A 22,339-nucleotide genomic window follows, 5' to 3' on the forward strand; every position below is an offset into this window, starting at 1 on the left:
CCGACGCCTCGCCCGCTCCCTACTCCGCGCCCAGCGCCGCCGTCACCGAGCCGGCCAACGCATCGAGGTACCCCGCGGGCAGCTCGTCGCGGGTCACCAGCAGCCGCCAGTACAGCGGCCCGGTCAGCAGGTCGAGCGCCAGCCGGGAGTCCACGTCCGCGGGCAGCTCGCCGCGCTCCACCGCCCGCGCCACCACCGCCGCCGCGACGCCCTCCTGACTGTCGTGCAGCGCGGCCTTCAGGGCCGCGGCCAGCTCCGGGCTGCGCGCCGCCTCGGCCAGCAGGTCCGGGATGATCTGCGAGGCCATCGGGTGCCGCAGCGCCCGCGCCGCGACCTCCAGCAGCATCCGCACATCGCCGCGCAGCGCCCCGGTGTCCGGGGCCGGCAACCCGGCCATCGCCACCGCCGACACCACGTCCAGGACCAGGTGCAGCTTGGAGCGCCAGCGCCGGTAGACGGCGGTCTTGCCCACGCCGGCCCGGCGGGCGATGCCCTCGATCGACATGCGGGCGAAGCCGACCGCGGCCAGCTCCTCGAAGACCGCCGCGCGGATCGCGGCCGTCTTGTCCTCCCGCAGCACGGCGGCGCCCGCCGGGGCCCGACGCGCCCCGGTCACCGCCGGGCCTGACGCACTCTCGGTGCCGTTCTTTGCCATGCCTTGATCCTAGCGGTACGACGCTACGGTTGCGTTTCGACGTGCGCCCGCCCTACTGTCGACGTCACGACGATACGGACCCGTTCCATCGTCGCGTCGGACGCTGACGTCCGCGTGACCGGACCCTGACGTCCCCGTACGAAAGCGAAAGCGCCCCCCATGCCCCAGACCCTCGCGCCCCCGGCCCCCGCCCCCGCCCGGCCGACCGGCCCCGACGCCGCCCCCGACCCGGAGCTGCGCGCCCTGGCCGAGCGCCACGGCCTCACCGTGAGCGGCGCCCGCCCCTCGCTGCCGGAGTACACCCGGCAGTTGTGGCACCGGCGGCACTTCATCACCTCGTTCGCCACCGCCAAGCTCACCGCGATGTACACCACCGCCAAGCTGGGCCAGCTCTGGCAGGTGATCACCCCGCTGCTCAACGCCGGCGTCTACTACTTGATCTTCGGCGTGCTGATCGGCACCAAGAAGGGCGTCCCGGACTACATCCCCTACCTGGTCACCGGCGTCTTCGTCTTCACCTTCCTGCAGAACTCGGTGATGGCCGGCACCCGGGCGATCTCCGGCAACCTCGGCCTGGTGCGCGCCCTGCACTTCCCGCGCGCCTGCCTGCCGATCTCGTTCTGCCTGGCCCAGCTCCAGCAACTGCTGTACTCCATGGCCGTGTTGCTGGTCATCCTGCTGGCCTTCGGGCAGGTGCCGACCGGGTCCTGGCTCCTGGTCTTCCCGGCCCTGACGCTCCAGTTCGTCTTCAACACCGGCCTGGCGATGGTCATGGCGCGGCTCGGCTCGCGCACCCCCGACCTGGCGCAGCTCATGCCCTTCATCATGCGGACGTGGATGTACGCGTCCGGCGTGATGTTCAGCATCAGCCTCATCCTCAAGGGCAAGCACCTCCCGCAGATCGTGGTGGTGCTGCTGAACGGCAACCCCGCCGCGGTCTACATCGACCTGATGCGCTTCGCCCTGATCGACAGCTTCACCAGGCACCAACTGCCGCCGCACGTCTGGGCGTTCGCGGCCGGCTGGGCGCTGCTGGCCGGGGTCGCCGGCTATGTGTACTTCTGGAAGGCGGAGGAGCGGTACGGACGTGGCTGACTTCATGACGGACCCCGACGACGCGGCCCGGCCCACCGTGCCGGCCGAGAACCGCGCCCCGACCGTGATCGCGGACGCACTGCACATCGTCTACCGCGTCTACGGCACCGGCGCCGGCAAGGGCAGCGCCACCGCGGCGCTCAGCCGCATCATCCGCCGCGGCCCCTCCACCAGCGTGCGCGAGGTGCACGCGGTCAAGGGCGTCTCCTTCACCGCCCACAAGGGCGAGTCGATCGGCCTGATCGGCTCCAACGGCTCCGGCAAGTCCACCCTGCTCCAGGCGATCGCCGGACTGCTGCCCGCCGAGCGCGGCAAGGTCTACACCCACGGCCAGCCCTCGCTGCTGGGCGTCAACGCGGCCCTGATGAACGACCTGACGGGCGAGAAGAACGTCATCCTCGGCGGCCTGGCCATGGGCATGTCCCGCGAACAGGTCCACGAGCGCTACGACGACATCGTCGACTTCTCCGGCATCAACGACAAGGGCGACTTCATCTCCCTGCCGATGCGCACCTACTCGTCCGGCATGGCGGCCCGGCTGCGGTTCTCCATCGCGGCCGCCAAGGACCACGACGTGCTGCTCATCGACGAGGCGCTGGCCACCGGTGACCGGGCCTTCCAGAAGCGCTCCGAGGCCCGCATCCGCGAACTGCGCGAGGAGGCCGGCACGGTCTTCCTGGTCAGCCACAACAACAACTCCATCCGCGACACCTGCGACCGCGTCCTGTGGTTGGAGAAGGGCGTCCTCCGCATGGACGGCCCCACCGAAGAAGTCCTCGAAGCCTACGAGGACTTCACGGGGGCGTAGGCCCCGCTCCATCAGCCCGTCCGGCGGTTGGGGACGAGCGCAGCGACTCCCCGGCCCACACGGGCCCACTCTCCGCACCACACCCCCAGGGGCCCCACTCGCACCACCCGGCCCCACACACAAGCGCCGGACGGGCACTCCCAGCCCGTCCGGCGCTTGTGCACGAGGGGGCGGCACCCCATGGGCGCCGCCCCACCCACCTCAGCTGTGCGTCCGCAGCAACGTCCGCATCGTCCGCATGGCCACCGACAGGTTCGCCAGGTCGAAGCCCTCGGACCCGTGGATCTCCTCCAGCGTGGCCCGGGCCCGCGTCAGGATCGCCAGGTTGGTCTCCTCCCACGCCTTGAACCGCTCCTCCGGCGTCGCCGAGCCGTTGCCCACGGCCAGCACGTCCGAGGTGAGCGCGGCGTGCGCGGCGAAGAGGTCCTCGCGGATCGAGGCCCGGGCCATCGACTGCCAGCGGTCGTTCCGCGGCAACTCCAGGATCCGGTCCAGCAGTTGGTTGATCCGCAGCCGGTCACCGAGGTCGTAGTAGACCTCCGCGACGGCCAGCGGCTCCTTGCCGGTGCGGTCCGCGATGGCGACGATGTCCAGCGCCGGGAAGACCGAGGAGAAGCCGGAGACCTGGACGGCCAACGGCTCGGGCACCCCGGCGTCGGTCAGCTCCTCCAGGATCGTCTGGTACCACTCCAGGTCGCCGCCCTGGAGCAGCTTCGGCAGCTCGGCCCAGACCTGCGCCACCCGCTCCGCGAAGAAGTCGATCGTCCCGGACAACTCCAGCGGCTGGCGGCGGTTGTTGAGCAGCCAACGGGTGCCGCGCTCGACCAACCGGCGCGAGTGCAGCCGGATCCGGGTCTGGACGTCGGCCGCGACCACGTTGTCCAGCGCCTCGACGTCGTCCCAGACCTGGCCCAGGCGGAAGATCGCGCGGGCCGCGGTGTGCGCCCGGACGACCTCCTCCAGCGACGCCCCGGTCTCCTCCCGCATCCGGTGCAGGAAGCTGGTCCCACCGGTGTTGACGGTGTCGTTGACCAACACCGTGGTGACGATCTCGCGGCGCAGCGCGTGCCCGTCGACCTGGCCGGTGAAGTCCTCCCGCAGCGCGGTGGGGAAGTAGGCGTGCAGCAGGTGCTGGAGGTAGGGGTCGTCCGGCAGCCCGGTCTGGATCAGCGCGTCGGCGACGGTGATCTTGGTGTAGGCGAGCAGGACCGCGGTCTCCGGCTGGGTCAGGCCGCGCCCGGCGCTGAGCCGCTCGCGGATCTGCCGGTCGGTGGGCAGGAACTCCAGCGCCCGGTCCAGATGCCCGTCGCGCACCAGGCGGCGCATGAAGCGCTGCTGGGCGTGGAGCATGCTGGAGGACTGGGCGATGGCCAGCGCCAGCGCGGTGTTCTGCGCGTAGTTGTTGCGCAGCACCAGCGCGCCGACCTCGTCGGTCATCTGCGCCAGCAGCTTGTTGCGCTGCTTGACCGTCATGTCGCCGTCGGAGACGACGGAGTTGAGCAGGATCTTGATGTTCACCTCGTGGTCGGAGGTGTCCACACCGGCGCTGTTGTCGATCGCGTCGGTGTTGATCTTCCCGCCGGCGGTGGCGAACTCGATCCGGCCCAGCTGCGTCAGGCCCAGGTTGCCGCCCTCGCCGACGACCTTGACCCGCAGGTCCTCGCCGTTGACCCGGATCGCGTCGTTGGACTTGTCGCCCACGTCGGCCTGCGACTCCGTCGACGCCTTCACGTACGTGCCGATGCCGCCGTTCCACAGCAGGTCGACCGGGGCCTTGAGGATGGCCTGCATCAGATCGGCCGGCGTCATCTTCTTCACGCCGGGCTCGATGCCGAGGGCCGCCCGCACCTGGGCGTTGATCGGGATGGACTTGGCCGACCGCGGGTGGATCCCGCCGCCCTGCGAGAGCAGTTCGGTGTTGTAGTCCGCCCACGAGGAGCGCGGCAGCTCGAACAGCCGGCGGCGCTCGGCGTAGGAGGTCGCCGCGTCCGGCTTGGGGTCGAGGAAGATGTGCCGGTGGTCGAAGGCGGCCACCAGCCGGATGTGCTCGCTGAGCAGCATGCCGTTGCCGAAGACGTCACCGGACATGTCGCCGACGCCGACGACGGTGAAGTCCTGGGTCTGGGTGTCGTGGCCCAGCTCCCGGAAGTGCCGCTTGACCGACTCCCAGGCGCCGCGGGCGGTGATGCCCATGCCCTTGTGGTCGTAGCCGGCGCTGCCGCCGGAGGCGAACGCGTCGCCCAGCCAGAAGCCGTAGGACTCGGCGACCTCGTTGGCGATGTCGGAGAACGTCGCGGTGCCCTTGTCGGCGGCGACCACCAGGTAGGTGTCGTCCTCGTCGTGCCGGACGACGTCCTTGGGCGGCACGACCTGGCCGCCGACGAGGTTGTCGGTGATGTCCAACAGGCCGGAGATGAAGGTCTTGTAGCTGGCGATGCCCTCGGCCAGCCACGCGTCCCGGTCCTGCGCCGGGTCGGGAAGCTGCTTGCCGACGAAGCCGCCCTTGGCGCCGACCGGCACGATGACGGTGTTCTTCACCATCTGCGCCTTGACCAGGCCGAGGATCTCGGTGCGGAAGTCCTCCCGCCGGTCCGACCAACGCAGACCGCCGCGCGCGACCTTGCCGAACCGCAGGTGGACGCCCTCGACGCGGGGCGAGTACACCCAGATCTCGTACGCCGGGCGGGGCGCCGGCAGATCGGGGATGGCCTGCGGGTCCAGCTTCATGGACAGGTACGGGCGCCAGTTGCCCTCGCCGTCCCTCTGGTAGTGGTTGGTGCGCAGCGTCGCCTTGATGACGGTGAGGAAGGAGCGCAGGATGCGGTCCTCGTCCAGGGAGGCGACCTGGTCCAGGGCGCCGTCCAGCTCCTCCAGCAGACCGTCGGTCAGCTCGGTGCCGGCGCTCTGCCGCTCCGGCGACATCCGCGCCTCGAAGAGCGAGACCAACAGCCGGGTGGTGTGGACGTTGTTGGAGAGGGTGTCCTCCATGTACGTCTGGCTGAAGGTCGAGCCGGCCTGCCGCAGGTACTTGGCGTAGGCGCGGAGCACCATCGCCTGGCGCCAGTCGAGGCCGGCGCGGAGCACCAGCTTGTTGAAGTTGTCGCTCTCCGCGGCGCCCGTCCACACCGCGGTGAACGCCTCCTGGAAGCGCTCACGGGCGTCGTCGGCCGTGACGTGCTCGGGCATCCGCAGGCCGAAGTCGTAGATCCACGCGAGGGTGGCGTCGGCGCGGCGCAGCTCGTGCGGGCGCTCGTCGACGACCTCGACGCCCAGGCGGTTCAGGCCCGGCAGCACCTTCGACAGCGAGACCGGCTCGCCGCGGCGGTAGATCTTGAACCGGCGCTCTCCGGGCGCGGCGTTGACCGGCTCGTAGAGGCTGACCGAGAAGTCCCGGCCGGGCTCCCCGGTGAGCTTCTCCAGGTGCGTGAGGTCGGCGACCGCGGCGCGCGGGCTGTTGTCGGCCTTGTAGCCCTCGGGGAAGGCGTGCGCGTAGCGGCGCAGCAGCTCGGCGGCGCGCTCCTCGCCGACCTCGGCGGTCAGCGCCTCGGCGAAGCCGTCGGCCCAGGAGCGGGCGGCCTCCACCAGGCGGGTCTCGATGCGGTCCACGTCCGTGTCGGTGAGCTCGGGCAGGCGGGTGCCCGGCTCGACGCGGATGAGGAAGTGCAGCCGGGAGAGGACCGATTCGGTGTTCCAGGCGGTGAAGTCGACGCTGGTGCCGCCCAGTTCCTCCTTGAGGATGTCGATCAGCCGCAGCCGGACGGCGGTGGTGTAGCGGTCCCGCGGGAGGTAGACGAGGGCGGAGTAGTAGCGGCCGTACTCGTCCTGGCGGAGGTAGAGCCGCAGCCGGCGGCGCTCTTGGAGGTAGAGCACGCTGGTGGCGATGGTCCGCAGTTGGTCCGGCGGGGTCTGGAACAGCTCGTCGCGCGGGTAGGTCTCCAGGATCTGGAGCAGGTCGCGGCCGTCGTGGCTGTTCGGGCTGAAGCCGGCGCCCTGCAGGACCTCGGCGACCTTGCGGCGGATCACCGGCACCCGGCGGACGGACTCGGTGTACGCCGCCGAGGAGAACAGGCCCAGGAAGCGCCGCTCCCCGATGACGTTGCCCGCCTTGTCGAACTTCTTCACGCCGACGTAGTCGAGGTAGGAGGGGCGGTGCACGGTGGCGCGGCTGTTGGCCTTGGTGAGGATCAGCAGCTTGTGCTCGCGGGCCTTGGAACGGGCGTCCGCGGGCAGCCGGTTGAAGGACGGCGAGACCGGGTGGCCGGCGTCGCTCTCCCGGTGCGCGGGGTCGGAGCGCAGGATGCCGAGGCCGGTGCCGGGCACGGCGGACAGGACGTCCTCGTCGACGCCGTCGTCGCCGGGCGCGCAGGCCAGCTCGTACTCGCGGTAGCCGAGGAAGGTGAAGTGGTCGTCGGAGAGCCAGCGCAGCAGCTCCCGGGCCTCCTCGACGTCCTCGGCGCGGATGTCGTCGGCGATCGGCTCGGCGGGCAGTTCCTCGGCGATCCGCAGCGACGCGGAGCGCATCTTGTCCCAGTCCTCGACGGCCTCGCGGACGTCGGAGAGCACCCGCAGCAGATCCGCGGTGATCTGCTTGAGGTCCTCCTTGTCGGTCTCGCGGTCGATCTCGACGTGGATCCAGGACTCGATGACCGCGTCGTGCGGCAACTCGGCGGCCTGGGCACGGCCGTTGGGGCCGTGGATCTCGCTGCCCGCGTCGAGGACGTCGATCAGCTTGCCGGCGACGTCCCGGCGGACGGTCAGCTGCGGGTGGATCACGACGTGGATGCCGCGCCCCTGCCGCGAGAGCTCGTTGGTGACCGAGTCGACCAGGAACGGCATGTCGTCGGTGATCACCTCGACGACGGAGTGGCTGCACGTCCAGCCGTTCTCCTCGACGGTCGGGGTGTGCACCCGCACATTCGCAGTGCCCTGCGGCCGGTGCTTGGCGAGGCGGAAGTGGGAGAGCGCGGCACCGAAGACGTCGACCGGGTCGCGGTCCGCGAGGTCCTCGGGGGCGGTGTGCAGGTAGTAGCGCTGGAGGTATCCGGCGAGGGTGTCCGGGTCCAGCCCGCGGACCGGGGTGCCCCCGGCCGGGCTGCTCTCACCTACCCGGGCAGCCCTCGCGAGCAGCTCGTTCTTGGCTTCGTCCAGCTTGGTCTGCATGTCCTCTGGCTCCTGTCGCGCGCCGTTGCGTGACGTTGTGGAAGAACTCCGATGAAGCCGCACAACGCCACCGCGACGCGGGGTGTCCTGTCGCTGTCGACGCTATGCCGCGATGGGGAAAGGCCGGGCCGTCGTCGACGAGTTTTGACGAAGTCGACATGGATTGGCGGCCGCAACGATCAGCGGTCGCCCGGTCACGGTGGTGTCCCGGGCGCACGGCGGGGGCCTTGCCACCCCCGCGGGCTATCGCGCTGATCACGGTGCAAGGCTATCGCTCCCGGCAAGTGGCCGGTTATGCGCCGTGCACGTAAAACCACACCTCTAACTTAGCCCTTCTGGACAACGGACCGCCGGGGCGTCGTATGCCTAGCCGCAGCCCGGACCGGCCGGACTCCACGGCCCTACGCGCCGAGCTCCTCCGCGACCTGTACGGCCTCGGCCAGGCTGTCCACCACCGGCGCCCCGGCGACCGCCAGGCTGCCACGGCTGTGCGATCCACCGGTGTAGAGCACCGCGTGGGCCCCCGCGTCCCGGGCGGCGACCGCGTCGTCGACGGCGTCCCCGATGACCACCGTGCGCCCCGGGTCGACGCCCTCCAGGGCCGCCAGATGACGCACCATGTGCGCGCTCTTCGACCCTCCGGACGGCCCCGTGCGGCCCTCGACCCGGACGAACCGGGAGGCGATGCCCATCCCCTGCACCAGGGGTATCAACTCGTCATGGCCGAAGAGGCTGAGGATCGACTGGCTCCGCCCGGCCGCCTGCCACGACTCCAGCAGCGCCGCCGCGCCGTCGGCCAGCCCGCACCCCGCCCGGTGCTCGGTGTAGTGCCGCTGGAAGGCCGCGTCCATCACCAGCCACTCGGCCTCGGTCGGCAGCCGGCCCATCAGTCTCTCGTAGAACCGTGGCACCGGCACGCAGTACAGCTCGCGGTAGCGCTCCAGCGTGATCGGCTCCAGGCCGATCTCCGCGAAGGCGGAGTTGGTCGCCGCGATCACGGCGTCGATGTCGTGGAACAGGGTGCCGTTCCAGTCCCACACGATGTGTGCGGCGGGCTTCCTCATACCGTCCGGTCCTTCCCCCCGTGCGAATGCCATGGGAAAAACCGTACCCGCCGCCACCGACAACGGCGCCGGGTCGAGGTCGAGCCCGCCGGACCGGGTGTCACCCCAGCAACTGCGGGATCTCCTGCACCCCGAACCACATCAGGTCGTGGTCCTCGGCGCCGTCCACCGTGAACTGCGCGTCGTCGTCGCCGAGATCGGCCGCGCCGAGCATCGCCGCGGCCGCCGCCACGTCCTCCTCGGCGTCCGCGGAGTCCACGTGCACCGCCGCGGCCTTCGCCAGCGGCACCGGCCCGGCGACCCGCACCTCGCCCAGCGCGGACTGGTCCAGCCCGCGGTCCGGGTCCACCGCCGCGCTGCGCTCCGGCACGTCCACCGCCACCACGACGCGCCGCCGCGCCGTGTCCGGGTGGCCGGCCAGCAGCCGCAGCGACGCCTGCGCCGCGCGGTTCAACGCCGCGTACTCCAGCTCCTCGATGTCGTCCGACACGTACCACTCCCGCAGCGCGGGCGTGACCGCGTACGCGAGCAGCGGGCCGGCCGCCAGCTCGCCGCTCTTGTGCGCCTCAGCGAGCCCGGAAAGCGTCAGGGGAACGTAGACACGCATAACAGCCGCTCTCGCTAGATCCAGAACAATCCCCGCCAGCATACGGCGGTGCGTCCCCCTTCGTGCCGCCCGCGTTCCCGCCGGGCCGCCGGGCCGCGGCCCCGGTGCCGTCCCGGACCCGCCCCGTGATCCCGGGCCCGCGCCACGGACGGGTGAAAATCGACCGCCGTCTCCCGGCCCGCCGGACGCCTTGCTGAGGCCGGCGCCCGCCGACAAGATCGCTCACCACAAGCTACCGCCCGGTAAACGCTCCGGGCCCGGCCTGAGGGGGCACCGCGATGACCGATCCGACCAGCCAGAACACCGCACCGACCGGCGCCACGGCACCGACCGCGCGCACCGCCGAGGCGCCCGCTCCGACCGTCCCCCGGCCCCGCCGCTCCCCCACCGACCGCACCCCCGACACCCCGGCCGCACCCGGCTCCGCCAACGGACCCGCCGCCGACCCCGTGCCGCCGCCCGCCGCGCCGCGGCGCACCGCCCCTCCGGCCCGCCGCGGCACCCGCCGCCCCAACGGTCCCGCGGGCCGCGGCCCCGGCTCATCCGGCAATCGCGGCCCCACCCGCACCCCTTACCTCGCCCCCAACACCACACAGCACCGCCCCGGTACCACCGCCCCCACGCTCCCCACCCCCGGCGCCCAACGCCGCGCCCACGAGAACCGGCCGCACTTCTGGTTCGCCCACCAACTCCTGCTCACCCTCAGCGGCCAACGCCCCGTCCACGCCCTCCTCGGCCACACCCTCCCCGACGCCTACGACCGGCTCGCCGAACTCGCCCCGCTGTCCCCCCTGCGCCCCTACGTCGCCCCGGGCCTGCGCGCTCCCGTCCCGGCCCTGCACGCCTGCGGCCTGTGCCGCCCCCGCGAGGGCATCATCGAGGCGTTCGCCCGGATCACCACCGGCGCCCGGCTGCGCGCCCTGGCGTTCCGCCTGGAACGGGGCACCGACGCCCGCTGGCGCTGCGCCGCCCTCGACCTCGGCCCCCTCCCCTGACCGCACGCCTCAAGGCACCCGCCCCGGGACGGCGCGAAGGGCGCCCGGCCGGATGGCCAGGCGCCCTTCGCGCGGTGCTCGGTGGTCGGCTACTTCTTGCGGCGCCGCCCGCCGCCCTTCTGCGCCTTGCGCCGCTCCGCGCGGGTCATCCCGTCGGACTCCGAGCGCGCCGGCCCGTCGGACTCCAGGTCGCTGACGAAGTCGCCCTCGACGACGCTGCCGTCGCCGTCGACCTTCGGCGCGGTGAAGTGCAGCCGGTCCGGACGCTGCGGCGCCTCCAGACCCTTGGCGTGGATCTCCGGGCGCCCCGCGCCGGCCGCCGCCGGAACGGCGTCCCCGTCGCCCTGCGCCGCCTCGGCCCGGTCGCCGGACTCCTCCACCGGAACCTCCTCGACCTGCTGCTCCACCTGGACCTCCAGGTTGAACAGGTAGCCGACGGACTCCTCCTTGATGCCCTCCATCATCGCGGTGAACATGTCGAAGCCCTCGCGCTGGTACTCGACCAGCGGGTCCTTCTGGGCCATCGCCCGCAGGCCGATGCCCTCCTGGAGGTAGTCCATCTCATAGAGGTGCTCGCGCCACTTGCGGTCCAGGACGGACAGCACCACGCGCCGCTCCAGCTCCCGCATGATCTCCGAGCCGAGCTGCTCCTCACGGGCCGCGTACTGCTCGTGGATGTCGTCCTTGATGGCGTCCGCGATGAACTCCGAGGTCAGGCCCGCGCGGTCGCCGACCTCCTCCTCCAGCTCCTCGATGCTCGCCTTGACCGGGTAGAGCTGCTTGAACGCGCCCCACAGGCGGTCCAGGTCCCACTCCTCGGCGAAGCCCTCGACGGTCTCCGCCTGGATGTAGGCGTCGATGGTGTCGTCCATGAAGTGCTTGACCTGCTCCTGGAGGTCCTCGCCCTCCAGGACGCGGCGCCGCTCGCCGTAGATGACCTCGCGCTGGCGGTTGAGGACCTCGTCGTACTTCAGGACGTTCTTGCGGGTCTCGAAGTTCTGCTGCTCGACCTGCGATTGGGCGGAGGCGATCGCCCGCGTCACCATCTTGTTCTCGATCGGCACGTCATCGGGCACGTTGGCCATCGCCATGACGCGCTCGACCATCTGCGCCTTGAACAGCCGCATCAGGTCGTCGCCCAGGGAGAGGTAGAACCGCGACTCGCCCGGGTCGCCCTGCCGGCCGGAGCGACCGCGCAGCTGGTTGTCGATCCGCCGCGACTCGTGCCGCTCGGTGCCCAGGACGTAGAGCCCGCCGAGCTCCTTGACCTCCTCGAACTCCGCCTTGACGGCCGCCTCGGCACGCTCCAGGGCACTGGGCAGCGCGGCCGCCCACTCCTCCACGTGCTCGACCGGGTCCAGCCCCGCCTGACGCAGCTCGGTCTCGGCGAGGTCGTCGGGGTTGCCGCCGAGCTTGATGTCCGTACCGCGGCCGGCCATGTTGGTGGCGACCGTCACCGCGCCCTTGCGGCCGGCCTGGGCGACGATCGTCGCCTCCCGGTCGTGCTGCTTGGCGTTGAGCACCTCGTGGGCGATACCGCGCTTCTTGAGCTGCTGCGAGAGGTACTCGGACTTCTCGACCGAGGTGGTGCCGACCAGGATCGGCTGGCCCTTCCCGTGCTTCTCGGCGATGTCCTCGACGACCGCGTCGAACTTCGCGGGCTCGGTGCGGTAGATCAGGTCCGCCTGGTCCTTGCGGACCATCGGGCGGTTCGTCGGGATCGGGACGACGCCCAGCTTGTAGATCTGGTGGAACTCCGCGGCCTCGGTCATGGCCGTACCGGTCATGCCGGAGAGCTTGCTGTAGAGGCGGAAGAAGTTCTGGAGGGTGATCGTGGCGAGCGTCTGGTTCTCGTCCTTGATCTCCACCCCCTCCTTGGCCTCGATGGCCTGGTGCATGCCCTCGTTGTAGCGGCGACCGGCGAGGATACGGCCGGTGTGCTCGTCGACGATCATGACCTCGCCATCGATGACGACGTAGTCCTTGTCGAGCTTGAACAGCTCCTTGGCCTTGATCGCGTTGTTGAGGTAGCCGACCAGCGGGGTGTTCACCGACTCGTAGAGGTTGTCGATGCCCAGCCAGTCCTCGACCTTGCCGACGCCGGACTCGTGGATGCCGACGGTCCGCTTCTTCTCGTCGACGTCGTAGTCGCCGGACTCCTCGACACCGCGCTGCGGGTTGGCCGGCTCGCCCCGCTTCAGGCGCTGCACCAACTTGGCGAAGTCGCCGTACCACTTGGTGGCCGAGTCCGCCGGACCGGAGATGATCAACGGCGTACGGGCCTCGTCCACGAGGATCGAGTCGACCTCGTCGACGATCGCGAAGTTGTGGCCGCGCTGGACCAGTTCGTCCTTCGACCACGCCATGTTGTCGCGCAGGTAGTCGAAGCCGAACTCGTTGTTGGTGCCGTAGGTGATGTCGCAGCTGTACTGCTCGCGACGCTGAGCCGGCGTCATGTCGGCCAGGATGCAGCCGACCGTCAGGCCCAGGAACTTGTGGACCCGGCCCATCATTTCGGAGTCGCGCTCGGCCAAGTAGTCGTTGACCGTGATCAGGTGGACGCCCTCGCCGGACAGCGCGTTCAGATACGCCGGGAGGGTACCGACCAGGGTCTTGCCCTCACCGGTCTTCATCTCCGCGACATAGCCGAGGTGCAGCGCCGCGCCGCCCATGAGCTGGACGTCGTAGTGCCGCTGGCCGAGCACGCGCTTGGCGGCCTCGCGGACCGTGGCGAACGCCTCGGGCAGCAGGTCGTCGAGGCTCTCACCGTCGGCGAAGCGCTGCTTGTACTCGTCGGTGAGCGCCCGCAGCTCGGCGTCGGAGAGGGCCGCGAAGTCCTCCTCGATGGAGTTCACCTGGCCCGCGATGCGGTGCAGTCTGCGCAGGATCTTTCCTTCGCCTGCACGCATGATCTTCGTCAAGACGGACACTTGGGCTGGTCTCCTTGCCGGTCGGGCCTGCACGGTCGAGTGCGCGGGCGCGGCATGTTTCCAGGGGGCAGGCCCCGCCGCAACGGCCATCGTAAAGGAGGACGCTGTCCGGCCGGGAGGTCCGCCGCCGCCGAGCCCGCCGACCCCACGCCACGTCAACGCACGAGCCCGCGAGAAGGTGCCGGAAAACTTTCCGCCCGACCGTCTCGACGACATGGCCGCGGGGCGTTGTCAGTGCCCACACCTACGCTGTGCCCCATGACCGCCGTGACGCAGCGACAGCCCACGCCACCCCCTGTGACCACCCTGTCCGCCGACGACGCCAGACGGCTGGCGCTGCGGGCCCAGGGCCTGCTCGGCGCCCCCGACCGACGGGCCGGCGTCCGCGGGGTGCTGCGCAGCCTGGGCGCGGTCCAGCTCGACACGATCTCGGTGCTCGCCCGCTCCCACGAGCTGGTCCCCTACGCCCGCCTCGGCGCCGTCGGCCGCTCCACCGTCGAGACCGCCTACTGGTCGGCGGGCCCCGGGGACGGCTCCCCGGCCCGGCCGCACAGCTTCGAGTACTGGTCGCACGCCGCCTGCATCCTGCCCATCGAGGAGTGGCCGCACTTCGCCTTCCGCCGCCGCGCCCGACGGGCCAAGGGCCACCGCTGGCACGTCATGAAGGACTCCGCCCGCTCCTGCGCCGCCGTCCTGGAGCGGCTGACGGCCGAAGGGCCGCTGACCACCTCGCAGTTGGGCGGAGGCCGGAAGGGCGGCGAGTGGTGGGACTGGTCCGAGACCAAGATCGCGGTGGAGTGGCTGCTGGACACCGGCGAGGTCGTCTGCACCGAGCGCCGCGGCTGGAAGCGGGTCTACGACCTCGCCGAGCGCGCCGTCCCCGGACCACTGCTGCACGACGACCTCGACGACGCGGAGTGCGTACGGCGCCTGGTCGCCCAGGCCGGCACCGCGATGGGCGTGGCCACCCGCGCGGACCTGGCCGACTACCACCGCCTCAGGGGCGAGCAGGTGGAGGCCGTCATCGAGGACACCGGACTGGTACCGGTCGCGGTCGAGGGCTGGACCAAGCCCGCCTGGGCCGACCCCGAGGCGCTCGCCGCGCCGCCCCGCGGCCGGCACCGCACGACCCTGCTCTCCCCGTTCGACTCCCTCGTCTGGGACCGCCCGCGCACCGAGCGGATCTTCGACTTCACCCACCGCCTGGAGGCGTACGTCCCCAAGCCCCAGCGGATACACGGCTACTTCGCGATGCCCCTGCTGGCCGGCGGCAAGCTGATGGGCCGCGTCGACCCGGCCCGCGAGGGCACCACCCTCGTCGCCCGCCAACTCTCCCTGCACGGCCCCAAGGCCGTGCGGCCCATGGCTCAGGCCCTCCGCGAGGCCGCGACCTGGGTCGACTGCGACGCCGTCCACATCGAGCGCTGCGACGACCCACGACTGGCCGCCGCCCTGCGCACCGAACTCGCCCGCACCGACGGCCAGGACACCCCCATACCCCGCGACGCCCGACAGGACACCACGCGCTGACCTCCCTCGCCCGGCACCGGCCCGGGGGCGAACCGCCCCCGGCCTCAGCGGATTTCGAGGATCTTCTCCCGCATCGCATAGACCACGGCTTCCATCCGGGAATGCAGTTGCAGCTTCTCCAGGATGTTGCGCACGTGATTCTTGACGGTGTTCTCGGAGATGAACAACTCCTTGGCGATATCACGGTTGTTCATGCCCGTGGCGACGAGCTTGAGCACCTCCAGCTCGCGGTCGGTGAGCCGGGGCGCCGGCACCAGCCGTCGCTCGTCGGTGCGCTGGATCATCGACTTGAACTCCGTCAGCAGCTTGGACGCCATCGACGGGCTGATCTGCGACTGGCCGTCCGCGACCGCCCGGATCGCGGTGGCCACCTCGTCGGTGGAGATCTCCTTGAGGAGGTATCCGGTGGCGCCGGCCTTGATCGCGTCGTAGAGGTCGGCCTCCTCGTCGCTGATCGTCAGCATGATGATCTTCGCGCTGGGTGCCACCTCCTTGATGGAGGTACACGCCTCGATCCCGCCGCGCCGGGGCATCCGCACGTCCATCAGCACGATGTCGGGGAGCAGGTCGGCGGCCTTGTCGACCGCCTCCGCGCCGTCCCCCGCCTCGCCGACGACCTGGATGTCCTCCTCCTGCGCCAGCACGATCTCCAGACCGCGACGGAAGAGCGCATGGTCGTCCACGACGAGGACGCGGATCGGCTCCTTGCGCGGCACTCGCGCGCTCTCCCCCTCGTCGACCCCCACGCCGCAGACGTCGCCGCCCGCATCACCCCGCGCGGGCCCGAAACTCTCCCCCATGGTTCCTCCCCGTCAACTACTCGGCCGAAGGCCAGAGCTTGGATATAAGGCTGGTTGACAACAGCCCTTTGCGGCCAGCCCGATCAATGCCATACGACCGTCTCCCCGGCATGTCGCCGTTTCGTGCCCACATACTCCCCGGCTGGCACAAACACTATACGGCTTCAACTCCAGCCTTCCGCAGGCACGATGGTGCCCCCGGGCGTGCGCCGGGGGCACCTAACGGATGGGGATCAGCCGCCCAGTGCGCCCCCTGCGCCGCCGGGCGATTCCTCTCCGAACGCGTCGGAATTCAGGTGGATGACGCCATAGTCATAGGCGTGCCGCCGGTAGACGACACTCGGCTGCTTGGTCTCGGCGTCGACGAAGAGATAGAAGTCGTGTCCGACCAACTCCATCTCGTAGAGCGCCTGGTCGAGCGCCATCGGCGCGGCGGAGTGGGTCTTCTCCCGGACGATCACGGGCCCTTCGCCCTGGATCTCCAGCGATCCCATCCGGGTGGTCGGCACCTTCTCCGCCTCCGCGGCTTCCTCCGCGGCCGTCAGGCCGTGGCCGTTCAGCCGCGCCGCGTCGGGGACGGTGACCGCGACCTCGCTCGCCGGGATGCGTCCGTTGCCACGGCGCGAGTGACGCTTGTCGTTCTGTTTCCGCAGGCGCGCCTCCAGCTTGGCCGTGGCCAGGTCCAGAGCGGCGTACGGGTCGGCTGCGGCCGCCTCGGCCCGGACCACCGGGCCACGGGAGCGGAGGGTGATCTCCACTCGGTCGGAACGGTCGGCCTGCCGCGGGTTGGGCTCCTTGGACACCTCGACGTCCAGGCTGATTGCCTTGCCATCGAGCTTCTGGACCTTGTCCAGCTTCAGCTTCTCGGCCACGTGCTTGCGGAACCGCTCGGGCACCTCGGTCTTGCGGCCCTTGACGACGATGTCCACGCAGAACTCCGTTCCCGGATCGCCCCGCTCAGCAAGCGGAGCAACTCCTTCTTGCACCAGGCCCCGGTGAGTGCCGGAGCCTCGGACTGGCGACTTTCACCTCCTCCTCCCCCAAGGACGAGCTCTCCACTCCCACTTTTCAGGATCGGCGAAAAACCCCGAAACGCATGCAATACGACATCCGAGGCAAAGCGTCTGCCAAGTCCTCACAACCGAACATAGCTCTACTGGACGGGTGTCGGCACCCCCTCACCCCGACCAGCTCCGTTTGAGTGAAAATCGCCCCTCACTACCAGCAACGACGCTGTTCCCGGCCCAGTTCCCTTTGCGGCTCGCGTCACCCGGCCCGGGGGAGAAAAATCGGGGGAGAGACCCGGGCCCGGTCTTGCGGGATGTCCGAAGTGCGATCCGGCGTCCGGTCCCGCAGCCGGCCCGGCATCCGGTCCTGTGCCCGGCACCAGGCGTTGGGGGCGGGTGCGAGTGCGGCCAACGGCTCCGGATCTCCCGATCCGACGGGACGCAATCGCCCCGGCTCCCGCGGAACGCCTCGGCTTCCGTCGGAACGCCTCAGCTTCCGTTGAAAAGGAAAGAACTACGGGGTGCAGCCACGACCGCCGCACCCACCACCCGACCCCCGGCCGCCCTGAGCGCCCGCGCCGCCTCGGCGAGCGTGGCCCCCGTCGTCACCAGATCGTCCACCAGTACCACCGACGCCCCCGTCAGCAGCCTCCCGGCCGCGCCCGGCACCTCCAGTGCACCCGCGACGTTCAACAGCCGCTGCCGGGCGGCCAGCCCCGCCTGGTCGACCACCGCACGACGCTGCCGCAACACCGCCAATACCCGCACCCCGCGCCCCGCCCGCCGCAGCTCGGCAGCGGCCGCCCACGCGATCCTGCGCACGGGGTCGTGACCACGACCGGCGACGGCCTTACGGGCGGAGGGCACCGGCACCAGCAGGAGGGGGGCGCCCCCGCCCCCTCCCCCCACCCCCCGCACCGCCCCCGCCAACACTGCTCCGAGCGGTGCGGCCAGCGGCAGCGCGCCGCGCTCCTTGTGGGCCAGCAGCACGGCCCGCACCTCGTCGGCGTACGGCGCACCGGCCCACACCCGCGGCAGCCCCGCGGGCACCGGCCACGGCCGTACCCGCCCGGCACCGCGACCACCGCGCCACAGCGCCCGAAGGCACTCCGCACACAGTTCCGTACGCGGCTGACCACACCCCGCACAGTCGACCGGCAGCACCAGCCCCGCCAGTTCCCGCCACACCCCCCGCATGACTCCACTTTCGCGACCTGCGCGCCGGGCCACCATCCCTGTGGATAACTCCACGCACGGGGCGAAGGAAGCGGACGGGACAGCGACCGGGCCTGAACCACCGCCCATCCACCACAGATCAACAGCAGCCACGGCGATGCGCCCACGCCAAGGCAGGGGCACGGGCAGGGGCACGGGCACGACTACGCACCGCCGGCAACGGACCCGGTACGCGGGAGGGAGCCACCCCTCATCCGCCCCCGCCGAGGGCCACGCGCCTGCCAGTCACACACAAGAAGCCAACCCCCGCCGCCGAGCGCCCCGCACCAGAAGCCCCTACCTCAGACACCCGGCGCCCAACACACCCCACGAACAAGGCCAGGAGGCCAGATAACCAGACACTCAGCAGACCAAAGCCAGGACAACCGCCACGCCCCCGACGGCAATCAGCACCGCGCCGGCAAACGGAGAGCTCACCCCGGATAGACCGGCGCCGTCCCGTCCTTCGCCACCGTCTTCCAGTTCGCGTCCGGGGGGAGGCGTACGATGCCCTCCGTGGCGTCCGCGATCAGCGGGCGGGTCTCGTCCTCCGAAGCGGCCACCGCCTTCACGCCGTTGACACCGGGCAGCGTCTGCGCGTCCGACGCCGAACCGTCGGTCTCCATGAACTGCATCTGCTGCACCCCGCCGGCCTCCCGGCCCACGACCACCAGTCGGCTGCCGCCCGCCCAGGAGGCCGCCACCACGTCCTCCAACTGGGGCGCGATCGGCCGCAGTTCCTGCACCGACAGCACCGGGTGCGCCGAGGTGCCGTCCCGCTCGACCCGGCCGAGTTGGAGCGTCGTACGGCCCTTGTCCTCGACCAGGATCGCGATCCGGACGCCGTCCGCGGCCACCTTGATCGCCTTGATCCGGCGGTTACCGAGGCCGGGCACCGAGACCTCCTCGGGGTCGCCCTTGCCCTCGCGCATCCGCAGCAACCGCGACCCGTGCGCGTCCCGGTCGGCGATCCACAGGTCGCCCAGCCCGTCCCAACTCGGCGCGGTCAGGCCCTCGTCGGCGCCCTTGCCCGCGCCGGTGTTGGTACTCGTACTGGTCATCAGCGGCGCACCGCGTGCGGCGCCGGCCTCCAGCCCGGCCACGTACAGATACCGGCCGTCGCCGGACACCCCGGCCGCGGTGGTCTCCCCGCGGGAGATGGCGATCGAGCGCAGCGGGGTCTGGCCGGTGCCGAACGGCCCCTGCACCGGCGTCGGTTCGGTGGTCGCGTCCGACATCGCGACGACGCGGTGCCCGGCGTCGATGAAGTACTCCCGGCCGGAGGGCCCGTTGTGCCCCGGCGCCACGAAGTCCTGGTTGGCCTGATCCTGCGTCAGCGCGCACAGCGAGTTGCCGCTCGGGTCCTGGAGCTCCACCTCGCTGATCTTCGAGGCGCGCGTCATGTCCTGGACGGTGAAGAAGAGTTGCGCCGCCATCCGCTTGCACTGGGCGGTGTCGGTGTTCACCGCCTGCTTGCTGAGCTTGACCTGGAGGCTGTTGCTGTCGTCCAGGGACAGGTCGCGGGCGGCGAGCCGGGTGCCGGGCGGGAACGCCGAACTCGTCACCCGGTCCAGCCAGTCGGTGGGCCCGGTGAGCAGCGCGTCCACGCTGGACGTGATCGGTTTTATCCGCTGTCGCAGGTAGACGGGGTCGGCGACCAGGACGTTCTTGGTCGCCTTGGGGTCGTCCGACTCGGACTTGTAGGAGGCGAAGTAGTACTTGTTGACGGAGCGGTAGATGCGCTGGAAGTCGGACTGCCCCAACACCAGCCCGTCGGGCAGCCGGTCGATGCGCCACTGGTCCCCCTCCTTGATGAGGTGGATGGTCGCGCGGTACGGCTTCTCCTCCGGGGTGTAGGCGTGGTTGCCGTCCACCGTCGCGACCTGGCTGCCGGCGAGCGTGACGGTGTAGCCGTCGCCGCCCTCGCGGCCGGGCTGGGCCTCCGGCTCGGACTTGGGCCGCTCCTGGAGCACGTTGGTCATCAGGAACGGCCGCCAGGTCCGCTTCGCCGACGCGGCCAGATACATCCTGGCCGTGCGGAAGTCCGCCTCGTCGCTGGTGGTCGCGTCCAGGAAGCTGCGCACGATGTTGGTGGGCTGGGCGCCCTCCGCCGGCGGCACACCGTAGACCCGCACCTGGGAGTCGCCGTCGGCGCGCGGGGACGGGTCGACGGCCGTGACGTCGCCGCCGTCCGGCATCGAGGCGCAGCCGGCCAGCAACGCCCCAGCGCAGCCCAGCAGAACGGCCTTCTTGCCCATCCGCCCCGGGCTCGCGGTGCCGGCGCGCCGTGGTATCCACCCCCGGAGCCTCGCGGTGCGCGTCTCTTCGTGCTCAGCGCCCACGCCGCCCGCCTTCCCGCTCCACATCGCCTACGGTTTCCTGCTCGGTGCGGTCCGCGGCCGGACCGCCGCGCCGCCCCGCACCCTTGTCCGAAACATCCTCGCCCGGCGCGGCGTTGGGTGTCGCGTCGTCGGGGGTCGCGTCGTCGGCGCGCGCGTCCTCGGCCATCGGCGCGGTCCCTTGCGGGGGCAGCGCGCGGGAGCCGCCGGGGGGCATCGCGGCCGGGGCCGATGCCGGCCGGGCCGGGGCGTGCGGCGTGCCGGGGCGCGGCTGGGCCGGGACGGTGGCGGGCTTGCGGCCCACACGGGGCCGCCCGTTCTCGTCCAGGCCGCGGTGGCGCCGGGAGTCCTCCGGCTCCAGGGGTATCGGGGAGCCGCGCAGCGTCTCGCCGGCCGTACGGGGCAGCGTCAGCCGGAACTGGGAGCCGCCGCCCGGCTCGCCCCACGCCTGGAGCCAACCGCCGTGCAGCCGGGCGTCCTCGATGGCGATGGAGAGGCCGAGCCCGGTGCCGCCGGTCGTCCGGGCCCGGGCCGGGTCCGCGCGCCAGAAGCGGTTGAAGACCCTGGTCGCCTCGCCGGGCTTGAGGCCGACGCCGTAGTCCCGGACCGCGACGGCCACCGCGCCGTCGCTGCGGCCGCCCGCGGACGCCAGCCGGACCACGACGTCGCGGCCCTCGCCGTGCTCGACGGCGTTGACGACGAGGTTGCGCAGGATCCGCTCCACCCGGCGCGGATCGGCCTCGGCCATGACGGGGTGCTCGGCGCCGCGCACGACGATGCGGGTGCCCGTGCGCTCGGCGAGCGGTTCGGCGCCCTCGATGACGCGGTGGACCACGTCGCGCAGGTCGACCGGCTCGGCCTCCAAGGCCGCCGCGCCGGCGTCGAACCGGCTGATCTCCAGCAGTTCGGCGAGCAGCGACTCGAAGCGGTCGAGCTGGCCGCGCAGCAGCTCCGCGGAGCGCGCGGTGGCCGGGTCGAACTCGTCCCGCACCTCGTGGATGACGTCGGCGGCCATCCGCACGGTGGTCAGCGGGGTGCGCAGTTCGTGCGAGACGTCGGAGACGAACCGCCGCTGCATCCGGGACAGTTCCTCCAACTGCTGGATCTTGAGTTGGAGGTTCTGCGCCATCTTGTTGAAGGACTCGCCGAGCCGGGCGATGTCGTCCTCGCCGGTGACCTTCATCCGCTCCTGGAGGAGGCCGGCGGCCAGCCGCTCGGAGATCCCCGCGGCCATCCGCACCGGCGTGACGACCTGACGGACCACCAGCCAGGCGATCGCGCCGAGCAGGATCACCACGAACACCCCGGCGGTCGCCAGCGTGCCGGTGACCAGCTTCAGGGACTCCTCTTCCTGGTTGAACGGGAAGAGGTAGTAGAGCTGGTACTGGTTGCCGTTGATGTCGTTGAGCCGCTTGCCGATGATCAGCGCCGGCATGCCGTCGTGGGATCCGCTGCGCCGGATCTGGGTGTACTGGCGGAACGTCCCTGACTTGCTGTCCAACTTCCGCCGCAGGTCCGGCGGGACGCTGCGCTCGGGGTCGACGTCCCCGGAGGCGCGCGGTCCGCGGGTGCCGGGCGTGGCGTCGCCGAACGGCTCGTCGGAGTCGGAACTGAGCGCGACGACCGAGAACACGCCCTGGCCGCCGCTGGCGAGTTGCTCGACGAGGCTGGTCAGCCAGGTCGCGGAGTCCTGGGAGCCGCGGCTGGCGGTGCGGTTGCTGTCGTCGGTGTGGTTGTCGTCGCCGCCGTCGGCGAGCTTCCGGGCGACCTCGAAGCCGCCGACGGCCTGGCTCTGGGCGGCCTGCGCCTTGGCGGTCAGCAGGCCGTTGCGGACCTGGCCGACGACCACGACGCCGAGTAGCAGCACCACGGCCAGCGACATCAGCAACGTGGTGGCGACCACCCGGAGTTGGATGTTGCGCCGCCACAGTCGCAGCGCGGGCAGCAGCGGGCGGCGCACCCAGCGGCTGAAGAGCCGCAGCAGGGGGTGGACCGGCCCGCTCACCGCACCGTCGGGCAGCAGTTGCCCACCACGCAGCAACCGTGCCGCCAACCGATCCGAAAAGGACATTTCACCCGCAGGAGCGACGGTGCGACCCCGTTGTCCCTCGGGGGCCGAACCGTCCCGGGTCAT

General features: G+C 71.3%; 14 protein-coding genes. 4 read left to right on the forward strand and 10 right to left on the reverse strand.

Annotated features, from left to right (window positions below; translation table 11 throughout):
• Positions 1-19: 19 nt before the first annotated feature.
• A complete protein-coding gene (locus ACIQU6_RS12985) occupies positions 20-655 on the reverse strand; it encodes a TetR/AcrR family transcriptional regulator (protein WP_403481676.1) in 636 nt (211 codons plus the stop codon).
• A gap of 159 nt (positions 656-814) precedes the next feature.
• Between ACIQU6_RS12985 and ACIQU6_RS12990 the strand changes: the two genes are divergently transcribed.
• Both ACIQU6_RS12990 and ACIQU6_RS12995 read left to right on the forward strand, forming a co-directional pair.
• Positions 815-1,750 carry an ABC transporter permease gene (locus ACIQU6_RS12990; protein WP_403481677.1) on the forward strand — a complete coding sequence of 312 codons (936 nt, stop codon included), beginning with the start codon at positions 815-817 and terminating at the stop codon, positions 1,748-1,750.
• A gap of 4 nt (positions 1,751-1,754) precedes the next feature.
• Entirely contained in the window at positions 1,755-2,558 is an 804-nt protein-coding gene (locus tag ACIQU6_RS12995) for an ABC transporter ATP-binding protein (protein ID WP_403481699.1), read from the forward strand.
• A 201-nt stretch (positions 2,559-2,759) separates the two neighbouring features.
• Here the strand turns inward: ACIQU6_RS12995 and ACIQU6_RS13000 are convergent, their stop codons facing one another.
• The 3 genes from ACIQU6_RS13000 to ACIQU6_RS13010 form a co-directional block, all read right to left on the reverse strand.
• Positions 2,760-7,718: an NAD-glutamate dehydrogenase gene (locus ACIQU6_RS13000; protein WP_403481678.1), complete on the reverse strand. Its 4,959-nt coding sequence runs from the start codon at positions 7,716-7,718 to the stop codon at positions 2,760-2,762.
• 401 nt (positions 7,719-8,119) lie between these two features.
• Complete coding sequence (locus tag ACIQU6_RS13005; protein ID WP_274919206.1) at positions 8,120-8,782, reverse strand: HAD family hydrolase; 663 nt, start codon at positions 8,780-8,782, stop codon at positions 8,120-8,122.
• Between the two features lie 100 nt (positions 8,783-8,882).
• On the reverse strand, positions 8,883-9,389 hold the full coding sequence (locus ACIQU6_RS13010) for a DUF6912 family protein (protein WP_274915426.1): 507 nt from the start codon (positions 9,387-9,389) through the stop codon (positions 8,883-8,885).
• A 278-nt stretch (positions 9,390-9,667) separates the two neighbouring features.
• On the opposite strand from ACIQU6_RS13010, the gene ACIQU6_RS13015 reads away from it, so the two are divergent.
• Positions 9,668-10,384 carry an Rv3235 family protein gene (locus tag ACIQU6_RS13015; RefSeq protein ID WP_403481679.1) on the forward strand — a complete coding sequence of 239 codons (717 nt, stop codon included), beginning with the start codon at positions 9,668-9,670 and terminating at the stop codon, positions 10,382-10,384.
• A gap of 89 nt (positions 10,385-10,473) precedes the next feature.
• On the opposite strand, the gene secA is transcribed toward ACIQU6_RS13015, so the two are convergent.
• Entirely contained in the window at positions 10,474-13,314 is a 2,841-nt protein-coding gene (gene secA, locus ACIQU6_RS13020; protein ID WP_403481680.1) for a preprotein translocase subunit SecA, read from the reverse strand.
• Positions 13,315-13,572: 258 nt separating this feature from the next.
• On the opposite strand from secA, the gene ACIQU6_RS13025 reads away from it, so the two are divergent.
• On the forward strand, positions 13,573-14,844 hold the full coding sequence (locus ACIQU6_RS13025; RefSeq protein ID WP_403481681.1) for a winged helix-turn-helix domain-containing protein: 1,272 nt from the start codon (positions 13,573-13,575) through the stop codon (positions 14,842-14,844).
• A gap of 44 nt (positions 14,845-14,888) precedes the next feature.
• On the opposite strand, the gene ACIQU6_RS13030 is transcribed toward ACIQU6_RS13025, so the two are convergent.
• The 5 genes from ACIQU6_RS13030 to mtrB form a co-directional block, all read right to left on the reverse strand.
• A complete protein-coding gene (locus tag ACIQU6_RS13030; RefSeq protein ID WP_403481682.1) occupies positions 14,889-15,644 on the reverse strand; it encodes a response regulator in 756 nt (251 codons plus the stop codon).
• Positions 15,645-15,877: 233 nt separating this feature from the next.
• The gene (gene hpf, locus ACIQU6_RS13035; protein ID WP_403481683.1) at positions 15,878-16,573 is read right to left on the reverse strand and encodes a ribosome hibernation-promoting factor, HPF/YfiA family; all 696 of its coding nucleotides are present in this window, start codon (positions 16,571-16,573) and stop codon (positions 15,878-15,880) included.
• 567 nt (positions 16,574-17,140) lie between these two features.
• On the reverse strand, positions 17,141-17,848 hold the full coding sequence (locus ACIQU6_RS13040; RefSeq protein WP_403481684.1) for a ComF family protein: 708 nt from the start codon (positions 17,846-17,848) through the stop codon (positions 17,141-17,143).
• 452 nt (positions 17,849-18,300) lie between these two features.
• Entirely contained in the window at positions 18,301-20,208 is a 1,908-nt protein-coding gene (locus tag ACIQU6_RS13045; RefSeq protein WP_403481685.1) for an LpqB family beta-propeller domain-containing protein, read from the reverse strand.
• On the reverse strand, positions 20,198-22,339 hold the full coding sequence (mtrB, locus tag ACIQU6_RS13050) for an MtrAB system histidine kinase MtrB (RefSeq protein WP_403481686.1): 2,142 nt from the start codon (positions 22,337-22,339) through the stop codon (positions 20,198-20,200). The genes ACIQU6_RS13045 and mtrB overlap by 11 nt, the downstream gene beginning before the upstream one ends.

Origin of the sequence: Streptomyces sp. NPDC090442, assembly GCF_044769405.1 — a bacterium.
GTDB lineage: Bacteria > Actinomycetota > Actinomycetes > Streptomycetales > Streptomycetaceae > Streptomyces.

Bases quoted from the DNA above. Each gene is read 5' to 3' on its own strand.
- ACIQU6_RS12985 (WP_403481676.1), bottom strand. From the start codon at position 655: ATGGCAAAGAACGGCACCGAGAGTGCGTCAGGCCCGGCGGTGACCGGG.
- ACIQU6_RS12990 (WP_403481677.1), top strand. From the start codon at position 815: ATGCCCCAGACCCTCGCGCCCCCGGCCCCCGCCCCCGCCCGGCCGACC.
- ACIQU6_RS12995 (WP_403481699.1), top strand. From the start codon at position 1,755: ATGACGGACCCCGACGACGCGGCCCGGCCCACCGTGCCGGCCGAGAAC.
- ACIQU6_RS13000 (WP_403481678.1), bottom strand. From the start codon at position 7,718: ATGCAGACCAAGCTGGACGAAGCCAAGAACGAGCTGCTCGCGAGGGCT.
- ACIQU6_RS13005 (WP_274919206.1), bottom strand. From the start codon at position 8,782: ATGAGGAAGCCCGCCGCACACATCGTGTGGGACTGGAACGGCACCCTG.
- ACIQU6_RS13010 (WP_274915426.1), bottom strand. From the start codon at position 9,389: ATGCGTGTCTACGTTCCCCTGACGCTTTCCGGGCTCGCTGAGGCGCAC.
- ACIQU6_RS13015 (WP_403481679.1), top strand. From the start codon at position 9,668: ATGACCGATCCGACCAGCCAGAACACCGCACCGACCGGCGCCACGGCA.
- ACIQU6_RS13025 (WP_403481681.1), top strand. From the start codon at position 13,573: ATGACCGCCGTGACGCAGCGACAGCCCACGCCACCCCCTGTGACCACC.
- ACIQU6_RS13030 (WP_403481682.1), bottom strand. From the start codon at position 15,644: ATGGGGGAGAGTTTCGGGCCCGCGCGGGGTGATGCGGGCGGCGACGTC.
- ACIQU6_RS13040 (WP_403481684.1), bottom strand. From the start codon at position 17,848: ATGCGGGGGGTGTGGCGGGAACTGGCGGGGCTGGTGCTGCCGGTCGAC.
- mtrB (WP_403481686.1), bottom strand. From the start codon at position 22,339: ATGACCCGGGACGGTTCGGCCCCCGAGGGACAACGGGGTCGCACCGTC.